This window comes from Simiduia sp. (genome assembly GCF_058345725.1).
Map to the genome: position 1 here is coordinate 62,779 of NZ_JBTUOC010000054.1, position 12,092 is coordinate 74,870.

The window sequence follows — 12,092 nt, forward strand, 5'->3', positions numbered from 1 at the left end:
TGTCGATGGAGCGGAAAGGGAACGTTAACTGGACTTGTGAGTCTAACACAGCAGTACCATTCGGTAGAAAGGTTGAAATAGGCCCTTTTCGCTACCATGTAGGACAAATACCTGAGGAGGCGCGGATGCCGTTGCTATTGCTGTTTATTGTGCTGCCCATGGCAGAGCTGTGGTTGATGATTAAAATGGGCGGCGCCATCGGTGCCTTGCCCACCGTGTTATTGGTAATTGCCACCGCCGCCATCGGCGTCACCCTATTGCGAATTCAGGGCGTCAGTGCGCTGCTGAGGGCGCAGGCGCGGATGCAGGCTGGGGAATCGCCGGCCGAAGAATTGGTACAGGGGGTCTTCTTGGCGCTCGGCGGAGTGTTGCTGCTGGTGCCCGGCTTTTTTACCGATGCTCTGGGTTTTCTGTGTTTGACACCGGGCATTCGCCAGCTGCTGGTGGCCGGTTTGCTTAAGCGCGCCCGCGTCCGTCCGGGGCGTGCGAGCGGCGCCAACTCGAGCCCCGATGTCATCGAGGGCGAATATCGCCGCGAAAGATAATTTTTTCGCTTGGGGGGTGTTGAAATCCTTAGCCCGGCCCCCATTTACCCTTCACGCAAATATTAAACCGCCTGATGATCTGCCCCCTTGAAATACTGCCAGTCGGCACTATTTGAGGGTTCAGGCCAGCAGGCCAGCATTAATCATTGTTTAGCAACGCTAAATCTGGAGACAAAATCCATGAAGATCCGTCCATTGAATGACCGTGTAGTGGTTCGTCGCAACGAAGAAGAGGCCAAATCTGCCGGTGGCATCCTGTTGGCTGGCGCGGCCAAAGAAAAGCCTAATCAAGGTGAAGTGGTTGCCGTGGGCACCGGTAAAATTCTGGATAATGGCGACGTGCGCGCCCCAGCTGTAAAAGTGGGCGATAAAGTCGTGTTTGGTCGTTACGCAGATAGCAACACGCTGAAGGTTGACGGTGAAGAGCTGATCATCATGAGCGAAGGCGAAATTTACGGCGTGCTGGAAGGCTAAATCCCGCGCGTTTATCTACCCGTAAACACACATTTGAGGAATCAGGAAAATGGCTGCAAAAGACGTAAAATTTGGTAACGATGCTCGTCAGAAAATGCTGAAAGGCGTGAACATTCTGGCTGACGCGGTAAAAACTACCTTGGGTCCTAAGGGCCGCAACGTTGTGTTGGAAAAATCCTTTGGTGCGCCTACTGTCACTAAAGACGGTGTGTCGGTAGCCAAAGACATTAGCCTGGAAGACAAGTTCGAAAACATGGGCGCGCAGATGGTGAAGGAAGTGGCTTCCAAGGCCTCTGACGATGCCGGTGACGGCACCACCACGGCCACCGTATTGGCACAGGCCATTGTAAACGAAGGCCTGAAAGCTGTTGCTGCGGGCATGAACCCCATGGATCTGAAGCGCGGTATCGACAAAGCTGTAATCGCTGCTGTTGAGCATGTTAAATCTATCGCCCAGCCCTGCACCGACAGCAAAGCCATCGCTCAGGTAGGCACTATCTCCGCCAACTCCGACGACTCCATCGGTGGCATCATCGCCGAAGCCATGGAAAAAGTGGGTAAAGAAGGTGTGATTACCGTTGAAGAGGGCAACAGCCTGGAAAACGAGCTGGACATCGTAGAAGGTATGCAGTTCGACCGCGGTTACCTGTCGCCTTACTTCATCAACAACCAAGACAACATGATTGCCGAGCACGAGAGCCCCTTCCTGTTGCTGGTTGACAAGAAGATCTCCAACATCCGCGAGCTGCTGCCTGTACTGGAAGCGGTTGCCAAAGCTGGCAAGCCACTGATCATCATCGCCGAAGACGTTGAAGGTGAAGCACTGGCTACGCTGGTTGTGAACAACATGCGCGGTATCGTGAAAGTGGCTGCCTGTAAGGCACCTGGCTTCGGCGATCGTCGCAAGGCTATGTTGCAGGACATCGCAATCCTGACCGGTGCCACTGTGATCTCTGAAGAAGTGGGCCTGGATCTGGAAAGCACCACACTTGAGCACTTGGGTTCAGCCAAGCGCGTTACCCTGAGCAAAGAAAACACCACCATCGTTGACGGTGCTGGCAACGCAGACGACATCAAAGCGCGCGTTCAGCAGATCCGTGTTCAGATCGAAGACACCAGCTCTGATTACGACCGCGAAAAATTGCAAGAGCGCGTGGCCAAGCTGGCCGGCGGTGTTGCGGTAATCAAGGTTGGCGCTGCCACCGAAGTGGAAATGAAAGAGAAGAAAGCCCGCGTTGAAGATGCCCTGCACGCAACCCGTGCTGCGGTAGAAGAAGGCGTGGTACCTGGCGGTGGTACTGCACTGTTGCGCGCCGTTGAAGCCATCAAAGATCTGGTGGGCGACAACGACGAGCAAACTGCCGGTATCAACCTGGCCCGTCGCGCGATGGAAGCGCCGCTGCGCCAGATCGTTGCCAACGCCGGTGAAGAGTCTTCAGTGGTTGCCGACAAGGTGAAAGCCGGTACCGGTAATTTTGGTTACAACGCGGCCAACGGCACCTACGGCGATATGCTGGAAATGGGTATCCTTGATCCCGCGAAAGTTACCCGTACTGCGCTGCAGGCGGCTGGCTCTATCGCTGGTCTGATGATCACCACCGAAGCCATGGTTGCAGACAAGCCAGAAGACAAGTCAGCTGCACCTGCAATGCCTGACATGGGCGGCATGGGTGGCATGGGCGGCATGATGTAATTTGCCAAACCCATAAAAAAACCCGCCTTTTGGCGGGTTTTTTTATGGCTGTAATAATCGACTACACCACAAACACAAAGCCCTGTTGCATCAGACTTTCGTAGACGGCGGGGTCAAAGCGATACAGGGTGGCGGCGCGGTGCGCCACGCCCTGTTGCTTTTCATTACACGAGACCAATAAATTCATTTTGCTCATCTTGCGTCGGAAATTGGGCTTGTCAAGTTTCACATCCAAAATGCCTTCATAGAGCTCCTGCAATTGCAGCAGGGTGAACTTCTCGGGCAGCAGGTTAAAGCCAATGGGCTCGTGGCGAATTTTATGGCGCAAAAAAGCCAAGCCAAAGTCTAAAATTTCGCGGTGGTCAAAAATCAGATGGGGCACATCCTTCAGGTTAAACCAACCCACGGCCTCTGCGCGCTCGCCGGGCGCAATGGCACAATCTTCCGCTCGAATGAGCGCGTAATAGGCAATGGTAACCACTCGCTCGTGGGCCCGGTCGACGCGACCAAAGGCGCGCAACTGCTCTAAATACAAGTCGCTGGCACCGGTCAGCTCGCGCAGTGCCAGGGCTGCGGCATCGTCTAAATCTTGGTCGAGTGCCACCCGTCCACCGGGCAGGCCCCACTGGCCTTTACTTTCCCCTACGGCGTGTTTCACAAGCAATATTTGTAATTGGCTGCCATCTAAACCAAAGATCACGTTATCAATCGTGATTTCTTTTAATTCGCTCTTTTGCACGGGTTGATCGGCCTCCTAGAGGTTTGCACATGGGCTAGGGTACCCGGTTACGGCCTAAATTGGGAGCGCAAGGCACAAAGTGCGCATATAGGGGCCGCAGCCAGGAACTCTAAGTCCCCTCTGGCTGTCTCATGCCCATTGAATAACAGCCACCCCGTGGAGCGCCTTGATCACACTTAAGCGTGCGCCGCAGCTGCCCAGACGAATAGTAGCACCGCGTTTGCCAAAGCGAACGGCAGGTTTGCGCCGGGCATTGCGCGCCTACCACCGAGCGCGCCTGATCGAGGCGCCGCCACCGGCTAGAGCGCCCTGGCGGATTTGGCTGTTAGGTTGCAGTCTATTTGCGGCACTGTTTATGGGCGTAAATGCACTATGGCCGGGGCAGGGTGCTGCGCAATTGACCGAGCGAGTGGCGGGCTCACTGCGGGTGGATGTCCGGCAGGTGGCCGCTACAGACGCTGTGCCGGTAGCACAACCTGTGCCCGAACCAACCTTGCCGCTACCGGCGGCCGTACCTGCTAAGTCGGCGGGGCGCACGCGGCCCGAGCCTCAGACCATTTTGCGGCCGAAGCCCCGCTCCCTCGCCGAAAGCCGGGCAGAGGCTATGGCAGAATGGCAGTCTACCCTGGCGGAGTCAGGCCCCACCGCAGCCGGCAAAAAAGTGTTTAATCCGGCATTGGCTGCGCGGCTCGATCAGATTGCCGCGCCAGTTATCCGCTCTACTGAGGCGTTTGCACTGGCGCCCGATGCCTTTGGCCGACAGGCGGTGATCATTGGCGACCGCTGTTTTCAAGTCGAGAAGTTGGACGACCAGGCCTTGCGGGGCATGGCCGCGTGGGAACCCGTCAGTTGCCAGCCGGGAGGGCAGGCGCCCAGTATCCAATTGAGAAAATTGCGTGCGGATTAACGCCTGCCGGGTTTGCAACTTGTGCACCGGCCTATCACAATAAGGCGAATTTTTTCAGGTGCAGCCGCTGTTATGCTCAACCTTCAATCTGTGTCTTTTGCGTTGTTGTTTGCTTTTGCGGTACAGCAGGTAAGTGCTCAGTCTGACGCCACCGACGCCGCTCCGATCGAGAGTCCCGCAGTGGCAGAGGAGGCCAGCGCACAATCCCAAGCCCTCGTACCTGAAGCGTCGAAAACTGCGCCCTCGAATTCAGAGTCCTCGATACTTGAACCCGCAGCTGAGCCTGTGCGGCAGGCGCCTAAACCCGCGAAAAAGGCCGCGGTCGTAGAGGCACCTACAGACACCCAGTCGCCCGCTAGCCCGCCGTCGCAAGCGGTGCCTGATTCACAGCCTGCCGGTATCGAAGCCCCCGCCGCCTCGTCCGCACCGCCAAAAAGTGGGCGAGCGGAGCCGACCTTAGCGGCGGGCCAGACTGTTGATGGTTCGTCGCGCGCGCCTGAGTCCGAGCAGAGCGCAACGGATGACTCTTCTGCCCCCGTGGCCGACGAAGAGGGCGCCTCTGCGGCTCCCACGGCGGAAAACATTAACTTGCGCGAGGTGGTTGAATCGCCCACTGCGGACGAATTGTTTGCGCCTGTCTCCGACGGCGAGGTGGAACCACAGCCGTCCGTCAATAGCGAGGCGCGGCTAAGTGCTGCGGAAGCCGTGCGAACGCCTAACAGCGTGCGCCGATTACTGGGTGTGGATATTCCGCCGGGTACCACCACGCGCCTGGACTGGACACCTTCGAAATCCTTCAGCGGTATGGCGGTGGATACGCCCGTGTTGGTGGTGAATGGCGCCTGGGATGGCCCCACCCTTTGCTTGACGGCCGCCATTCATGGCGATGAATTGAACGGGATTGAAATGGTGCGTAGGGTGATGTACGACCTGTCACCGGCCAAGCTGCACGGCATGGTGGTGGGAGTGCCCATCGTTAATTTGTTGGGTTTTTCCCGCAATTCCCGCTATCTGCCCGACCGGCGCGATTTAAACCGCTACTTTCCTGGCAACCCGCGGGGTAGCGTGGCATCGCGTTTGGCACACGCGTTTTTTAACGACGTAATTATGCAGTGCAACGCACTGGTCGATTTGCATACGGGGTCTTTCTACCGCACAAACATTACTCAGCTGCGCGCCGATATGCGCAAGCCCATGGTGGCGCAATTTGCCGAGTTATTTGGCGATATTCCGGTGCTCAATACCAGCGGCAACGGCAGTTCACTGCGTGCAGCGGCGGTGCGTGCAGGCATTCCCACCGTGACGCTCGAAGCCGGCGAGCCCATGCGCATGCAGGTGGAAGTGGTTGAAGAAGGGGTTAAGGCCATCAATACCCTGCTGGAAAAAAACGGTATGTACCCCAGTTTTAGCCTATGGGCCAAACCATCGCCCGCCTACTACCGCTCGGCCTGGGTCAGGGCCAATGCCTCGGGTATTTTGTTCAGCCATATTAAATTGGGCGGACGCGTGAAAAAGGGCGACAAGCTGGGCGAGGTTATCAATCCGGTGACCAATGAAAAGCGAGTCATAGTGTCTAATTACGACGGTCGGGTGCTGGGCATGGCGCTAGACCAATTTGTGTTGCCCGGCTTTGCCGCCTATCACATCGGCATACGCGAGCCGCGTACGGCGGCAGTGAAGGCAGTAAATGTTGGCGCACGCGAAGAGGAAGTTGATGAGGACGGCCACTTGGCCACTGAAGATAAACCCGACGTATTAGAGGCGCCGAAGCCTTTGACACCGGAAGAAGAAGGCTTTGATGATGAATAAATCGGTAACGGCGGCATTAATTACCCTAGCGCTGGGATTGCCAGGGCTGGGTAGCACAGCGGAGTCGCCGCAGCAGTGGTATGCCGATGGAGAGACTGCTCTGCAAGCCGCATTGGCCCTGCAACCTAATACGCGGCAGGCGAAAAATGTAATTTTATTTGTGGGCGACGGCATGGGTATTTCTACAGTCACCGCCACGCGCATTTACGACGGTCAAATCCGTGGGGAAAGCGGTGAAGAAAATCGCTTGTCCTGGGAGCGCTTGCCTTACGTCGCATTGTCGAAAACCTACAACACCAACCTGCAAACCCCCGATTCTGCCGGCACCATGAGTGCCATGATGACGGGTGTAAAAACGGATTATGGCGTCATTGCTGTGGATCAGCGCGCGACTAAAGGCGATTGCGCCAGCAGTCGGCAGGCCGCCCAGCCCACGTTGCTCGAGCAGGCGGAGGCCGCCGGCATGGCCACGGGCATCGTCACCACAGCGCGCATCACCCACGCCACACCGGCGGCAACCTATGCTCATTCTCCTGATCGCGATTGGGAAAATGACAGCGACATGCCCGACGCGGCCAAGGCTGAAGGCTGTATTGATATTGCGCGTCAATTGATTGCCTTTAGCCACGGCGACGGACCCGAGGTGGTGTTGGGAGGCGGGCGCCGCAGCTTTTTGCCTCAGGGCGCCACAGATCCTGAGCATGCAGATAAAACCGGTGAGCGCACCGACGGCCGCAACTTGATCGCCGAGTGGCAACAACAACCGCAGCGCTTATTTGTTTGGAGCGGTGCTCAGTTGGCCAAGGTCGATCCCGCCAGCGCGCGTACCCACAAGTTGTTGGGCTTGTTTAGCCCGAGCCATATGGACTATGAGGCCGATCGACGCCAGGCCGATCACGCCGATCCCTCATTGGCAGAAATGACACAGGTGGCGCTCAGTCGTCTGCAGCAATTTCCCGAGGGGTATTTTCTGATGGTGGAGGGCGGTCGTATCGATCACGCTCACCATGCCGGCAATGCCGCCCGCGCGCTGGCCGATGGTCAGGCATTACATGCCGCCGTGGCCAAGGCGCTGTCGATGGTGGATTTGAGCGACACGCTGGTGGTGGTCACCGCCGATCACAGCCATGTGTTTACCATGGCGGGCTACCCGGCGCGCGGTAACCCCATTCTGGGATTGGTACACGCGCCGGGCCCAGATGATAAGCCGATGTCGGAGCCTCTGCGCGCCCTGGACAATAGACCTTATACCACCTTGGGTTACCTTAACGGGCCGGGCTATGCTGCCAATAGCACACTGGCGGCGCGCGAGCAGCAAGCGCCCAACAGCGGCCGCCACCTGACCGCCAAAGTGGCGGTAACCCACCGCGATTTTTTCCAGGAGAGTCTGGTACCGCTATCGTCAGAGACCCACGGCGGCGAAGATGTGGCCATCTATGCCGGTGGGCCCTGGGCGCACTTGTTTCACCAAACCCACGAGCAAAATTATATCTACCATGTGATGCGCCACGCGCTTGGGCTGCCAGAACGGAGCCAGTGGGCAAAGTCTAAGTCTGGTAAGGATGCCGAGGGCGGGCGCTAACCCGCTAATGTTGCAGTAAGTTTACCGCGGCGTATCGTCTGATCGAAAGGCGTCCGACAGGGCTGCTTTTTCGTCGCTGCTGATGTGGGTTTCAGTCGTGATGTCGGCGATGCCGCTGACCACGCGGTTGCGTCCCGCCGCCTTGGCCCGGTACACCAGTTTGTCGGTGCGGGCAATAAAGCTGTCGGGTGTGTCTGGGTCTGTGTGGCGATAAGTATCTATACCGATACTGGCCGTTAAGCTCAGCGGGCCCTCGGTAAGGGCGACGGGGCTGGCGGCAATGGTAGCGCGCAAGCGCTCTGCTACAAAGCGGCCGGTAAATAGGTCGGTCCCAGGTAAGATCACCACAAATTCCTCTCCACCGTAGCGGCAGGCAATATCGAGGCGCCGCAAATTATCCTGCAACAGCTGCGCTAAGTGTTTGAGAGCGGTATTGCCAGCTTCGTGGCCGTGCCGATCATTGACCTGCTTGAAGTGATCCAAATCGATGAACAGCAGGCTGGTGGGGTTGCTCGAGCGCTGGGTGCGCTCCATTTCCTGGGCCAGTGCATCGCGAAAGTGGCGCTGATTAAACAGCTGGGTCAAGCCATCGGTGCGCGCTTGTTGGCGCAACAGCCGCAATTCAGCCATAAGCGGGCAATCGGTATCGCCTGCTGGGCAGCCGAGCTTAGGGCAGTGGGGATCAGATGGCGACGTCATGCGGGCGAGTGTGCATCCAATGCTGAAGTGTGAGCCCTAAGTGTAGGCTGTAAGCGCCCCCTGTGTGAATAGCCTAACTTTCTACTGATGGCAAAATAACCGTGAGCTGTGCATGATAGCGCCGAAGGATACCTATCAAAGGATGTTGCTATGTTTACCCGTATTTTTGCCTTGATCCTGCTAGTTTGTAGCAGTGTCAGTTTCGCTGAAGCGCCGCTCACCCGCGCTAACCTCAGTCAATATTTTGAAGCGCTGGCTGGATTGAATACCGATATGGCCCCCTACCGAGACCAGCTTGATCAACTGGAAGCGTCTCACGGGGACCTCGATATCACCGATGGCAAGGCTTGGGCTGCACTGATAAAAGCGCAGCCCTATGCTGGTAAAATTACCGCCAGCCTCAAACGGCACGGATTTGATTCTATCGACGCCTTTGCCGGCTATGGCGCCCGCTTGTTTACCGCCATGATGGCCGTAAGCTACGAGCAGGCACCGGCGGAAATGGCGTCGGCGATGGGCATGGGCGATGAGCAGCTGGCCCAAATGCGCGCGCAGGGAATGGATGAGGCAATGGTGGCGCAAATGGAGACCGCCATGGCTGAAAGCCGCAAGATGATGCAGACCATGCAAACGGCGGCTGGCCGGGCTTCCGAAGCTGATAAGTTGGCGGTGAAACAGAATTTTGAATGGCTTCAGCAGCAGTTTGAGTTGATTGACAGCTCGGATTCGTCGGACGACGACGGTTTCATGGATAACTAAAAAATAGCGTGCATTGCCGCAATTCCAAAGGCCGGTTATAAACCGGCCTTTTTTGTGACCGACTATCCACCTTCCGTGTGCATCGGCGCACAGGCTGTTAAATCAATTTGTCATAGTGTGACTTACAAGTTCTCGTTTCGGTTTTTAAAACCACGCCTTTGAGAATCATTACCACCCAATATTCCTAATAGTTATTTGATCTAATAAATTATGCCATAATAATTGTTTTTGGTTATTAAAAATAGCATACATTGTATTTGCCCAAGCGAAGTGGAGCGGGCAGCGACAGCGGCAGTCGAATCAACCCAATGAGCGCTAGACTCGCGGAGAGTAAATACGATGACAAAATTATCTTTAATTCCAGTAATTGGCTTGTGTTCCAGCTTGGCATTGTTAACGGCCTGCGGCGGCGGTGGCAGCTCTTCTGGCTCAGTAGCCGAGGCCGTCAACCCAACCCCAACCCCGACACCCACACCCACGGCCACGCAGACGGTACAAGCTACCGAAACGCTTGTATTGCCCGAGTCACTGGAAGTGGTGACCACCAGTAATGCGGGCAACAATGCAGTGCGCGCCACGGTTAAAAAAGGCGTATTCGCTGGTGTACAGTCGGTGGCACCCACAGATGCTGGCACCGATTACACTCTGGCAAAACAGCACGTGCACACCTGGATTGAAGCGCTAGAACCTGTGGAAATGGTTAACAGTATCTTGTGCTTTTCGGGCAAATTGAAGGCCAATGAATTCGTGAACGAGGGCGCCTACTTGGCGCTGGTGGATGAATCCCAATGTTTTAATGAAGAGGGCGGCGAAACGCAACTGAGTGCCAACGGGCAAACCCAAAGCGCGGACACCCGCAAGCGCTTTATCAATGCTGTGGTCAATGCTACACGCGCCGACGACAGCTCGCCGTTGATTGTCGAAGCCTGGATTAAAGATGTTGCCGGTGACGGACCCAGTAGCCCTATGTCGGTAAAAATGCGCGCGGTAATTAGCGAGGGTGCCAGCGACGAAAACCCCTTCGGTAAATTTTCCTTTACCTGGAATATGGTCGACCGTTTAGAGGGCGAAAGCACGCAATACGGCTCGGGTGAAATTTTAACGGTCGACGCCCTGGAGGGATTTACCGGCTTTACCTTGTACGAACAAAACGGCGCCGATGAAGGTGATTTTATTTTCTCCAGAGAGCAAACCGCCAGTGTCGTTATGCGCAATGACATGAGCGATGGTGTGGCACTCACCGGGTATCAGGAAGAAAATCCGTATTTCAGCGGCGGCAACACATTTGCCTTGTCTTTTAACGAGGCCAACGTCTTGGTGCAAACGGCGGATGATTACGCCAGTCTGCCTTACAAGTCGGGCGACAACAGCGCCGGCGCCTGTTTGAGTCGCACCAATTTTGATGAGCACGTGTGGCGCTACGATCTTTTTGATGCGACCAGCGGCGACCGCGTACAAGTTAATTCTGGCTTTCCCATCCGTTTTGATGCCGATGGCGACGGCAGCTTTGATAAGCACGGCTATGTGGGCTACCACGGTGTTTGGGTTGATGGTGAAGATAGCTTGGCCGATGGCGCCATTGTCCAGCGTGAAACCTTCGGCGATAGTCAGAGCACCGCGCAGCAGTACACCGTTCAGTCTGCACCTGGCCGCTTGGTGAAATACCAGATGGAGAATCTGGCGTTAGCCGATGCGCGTGGCACCGATTTGATGTATTGGGATCAGGAGGCCAATGGCGCGGGCTACGATCAGTGGGTGGTTCGCTACCTGACGGTCGCCGATGACAACGCGCCCAGCGATGGTTTTTATATCGTGGCGGGCATGAGCTTTGGCGACCACAATAGCGACGGCACCGAGGCGTCATCTGGTCCGCAGCGCGAAGCGCTGGACATGCCGGTGGCGTTGACGCCGCACAACGATTGGCACGTATTCCACTTCTGGTCCAACCAGCTGGGCGGGGAAGTGCGCTACAAGGCCGGCGCCAGCGCGCTGAAATTCTATCGCGAGACGGTGCTCACTGGCGCTGAAGCAGATACTTTTGCGAACGGCGATCTGAACTTGGTTTGCCTGTTCGATTGCCCGAAAGGCACCGTGACAGAGAGCTTGTTGGGTGGTTGGGGCGAAGATAACAGCCCGCTCTTTAATCCAGACACCTTGGACGCTGCGCCCGCCTACAGTTTTTCAACCAGTGGCGATCACCGGTTAACTCTGGTGCGTACCAGCACAGATGAGGCCGTGGTTTTTGATGACGCCATCACCCGCCAACAGCTAGAGGCCAATCAATCGCCTTGGGCATGGGGGCTGCGTTCGGGAGCGATGGTTCTGGCGTCCGATGCGGACCTGCTAACCAATGTGTGGGATATCCACGATACCAACTTGGTGACCACCTACTACCAGTGGGAAACCGGTTTTGATCAGTGGCAGCGCCAGACCAGCTTGATTAACAACAGCACGGGTGAGCGCGTGAGTTTTGATCGCCCCATTAATTTCAGCTATCGACACAGCAACACCAATGATCGCAATGGCGACGCCGGTCAATACCACGGCCAAACCTTCCAGATTCACTACGGTGGTAAAGGTGATTTTGGCGGCATTCCACACCAGCAAAATGGCGATCGGTGGAACCCTGCCTTTAGTATTGCTGACGGCGTGGTCATGGGCGACAACAACGAGTATGTAATTAAGGCACGCGATATCGAGCGGCAAATGGCCGAGGATGCCAATGGCTGCAACCAGCTGGTGGCGAACGACCCTGCAGCGCCACTGCCGGAGGGCATTACCCAGGACAACGATATGGGTGACATGCCAAGTGTTGATGCCGCGCCGGCTGTAATCGATGGTGAAGTGCAATAGCCAACAACCGTAAACCCTGCGATGACTTCCAC

General features: G+C 56.4%; 10 protein-coding genes. 8 read left to right on the plus strand and 2 right to left on the minus strand.

Annotation, left to right across the window (positions count from 1 at the left end):
• Positions 1 to 125: 125 nt before the first annotated feature.
• The 3 genes from ACW8F6_RS12525 (at position 126) to groL (ending at position 2,712) form a co-directional block, all read left to right on the plus strand.
• Positions 126 to 545, plus strand: coding sequence for an FxsA family protein (locus tag ACW8F6_RS12525; RefSeq protein ID WP_491576207.1), 420 nt, complete (start codon positions 126 to 128; stop codon positions 543 to 545).
• Between the two features lie 180 nt (positions 546 to 725).
• A complete protein-coding gene (locus ACW8F6_RS12530; RefSeq protein ID WP_491576208.1) occupies positions 726 to 1,019 on the plus strand; it encodes a co-chaperone GroES in 294 nt (97 codons plus the stop codon).
• 49 nt (positions 1,020 to 1,068) lie between these two features.
• Positions 1,069 to 2,712: a chaperonin GroEL gene (gene groL, locus ACW8F6_RS12535; RefSeq protein ID WP_491576209.1), complete on the plus strand. Its 1,644-nt coding sequence runs from the start codon at positions 1,069 to 1,071 to the stop codon at positions 2,710 to 2,712.
• A 61-nt stretch (positions 2,713 to 2,773) separates the two neighbouring features.
• On the opposite strand, the gene ACW8F6_RS12540 is transcribed toward groL, so the two are convergent.
• Positions 2,774 to 3,451, minus strand: coding sequence for an NUDIX hydrolase (locus ACW8F6_RS12540; protein ID WP_491576210.1), 678 nt, complete (start codon positions 3,449 to 3,451; stop codon positions 2,774 to 2,776).
• Positions 3,452 to 3,671: 220 nt separating this feature from the next.
• On the opposite strand from ACW8F6_RS12540, the gene ACW8F6_RS12545 reads away from it, so the two are divergent.
• The 3 genes from ACW8F6_RS12545 (at position 3,672) to ACW8F6_RS12555 (ending at position 7,749) form a co-directional block, all read left to right on the plus strand.
• A complete protein-coding gene (locus tag ACW8F6_RS12545) occupies positions 3,672 to 4,358 on the plus strand; it encodes a hypothetical protein (protein ID WP_491576211.1) in 687 nt (228 codons plus the stop codon).
• 72 nt (positions 4,359 to 4,430) lie between these two features.
• The gene (locus ACW8F6_RS12550; protein WP_491576212.1) at positions 4,431 to 6,167 is read left to right on the plus strand and encodes a succinylglutamate desuccinylase/aspartoacylase family protein; all 1,737 of its coding nucleotides are present in this window, start codon (positions 4,431 to 4,433) and stop codon (positions 6,165 to 6,167) included.
• Entirely contained in the window at positions 6,157 to 7,749 is a 1,593-nt protein-coding gene (locus ACW8F6_RS12555; RefSeq protein WP_491576213.1) for an alkaline phosphatase family protein, read from the plus strand. The genes ACW8F6_RS12550 and ACW8F6_RS12555 overlap by 11 nt, the downstream gene beginning before the upstream one ends.
• Before the next feature lie 21 nt (positions 7,750 to 7,770).
• Here ACW8F6_RS12555 and ACW8F6_RS12560 read toward each other — a convergent pair whose 3' ends face one another.
• Positions 7,771 to 8,379: a GGDEF domain-containing protein gene (locus ACW8F6_RS12560; RefSeq protein WP_491576214.1), complete on the minus strand. Its 609-nt coding sequence runs from the start codon at positions 8,377 to 8,379 to the stop codon at positions 7,771 to 7,773.
• 219 nt (positions 8,380 to 8,598) lie between these two features.
• Here ACW8F6_RS12560 and ACW8F6_RS12565 point away from each other — a divergent pair, with 219 nt between their 5' ends.
• Positions 8,599 to 9,207 (plus strand): hypothetical protein, encoded by a 609-nt coding sequence (locus tag ACW8F6_RS12565; RefSeq protein WP_491576215.1) that lies wholly within the window; start codon positions 8,599 to 8,601, stop codon positions 9,205 to 9,207.
• Positions 9,208 to 9,546: 339 nt separating this feature from the next.
• Positions 9,547 to 12,060, plus strand: coding sequence for a hypothetical protein (locus tag ACW8F6_RS12570; RefSeq protein ID WP_491576216.1), 2,514 nt, complete (start codon positions 9,547 to 9,549; stop codon positions 12,058 to 12,060).
• Positions 12,061 to 12,092: the final 32 nt, after the last annotated feature.